The organism is Falsirhodobacter sp. alg1 (assembly GCF_000739715.2).
Taxonomy (GTDB): Bacteria; Pseudomonadota; Alphaproteobacteria; order Rhodobacterales; family Rhodobacteraceae; genus Falsirhodobacter.
On record NZ_BBJC02000051.1, the window covers coordinates 1 to 804 of the forward strand.

Annotated in this window: 1 protein-coding gene; it reads right to left on the reverse strand. The window is 54.6% G+C overall.

What is annotated here, in order from left to right; genetic code table 11:
• A partial coding sequence (locus TR36_RS14105) for an enolase C-terminal domain-like protein (protein WP_045393971.1) occupies window positions 1-264 on the reverse strand: 264 nt, incomplete at its 3' end.
• Between the last annotated feature and the right edge of the window lie 540 nt (window positions 265-804).

The following is an 804-nucleotide window of genomic DNA, read 5'->3' on the forward strand; positions in this document are numbered from 1 at the left end:
AATCAGCTTGTTGCAATCCCAGATCGAGTTGAAAACCTCACCGATGGCGACCGGTACCGTCGAATGCTGACGCAAAAGCTTCAGCGCGTCCTGATCGTCGGCGGGTGTCGGATCTTCAAGCCAATACAGGCGCGCAGGTTCTACCGCCTTGGCAAATTCGGCAGCCTCACGCGGCAGCAGGCGGTGATGGACGTCGTGCAGCAGATGCAGCTCCGGGCCGAACCGTTCCCGGATTTTCATCAGCGCATCGGGCATATAGCGCATATAGAGATCGGTATCCCGTTAATTTGGTAGTCGAATAGGAATGCACCGAGTATTTCCATGGAAGGCGACGTGCTGTTGCCTGTTGGCTGTCGTGCCAGTTAAGCGTCGTACATTTTCCTCACTGGACCACATATTCCTGTCCGCGAGCCCGGTGATAAACCTATTAACTATTACAATGCTAACATTCTGGCTTTTTTCAGGGCTGGAGCACCTCACTATCCAGAAGCATAAATGTGGGGATTGTTTCCCATCTGCATCGTCGCATACCGTATTCCATTCGGCCAAGTCTAATACATCGCGCCTTATATCATTGAATTTACATTGATAATAAGGGATGGGCCCATGCCGGCGATTCACCGTCGAGAATGTCAGTCAAATTTAGTAATCACATGTATTTGATGTAACGCGGTCCGTCACCTCTCCGCCGTCCGAGGCGACCTCCCATGCCGCGCCAGCCAGTTCGGCCACCCGCTCGGGGGACATGAGGTCCGCCAGCGCATCCGCAAGGGCGCGAGGGTGGGCCACGGGCAACGAGGCCCG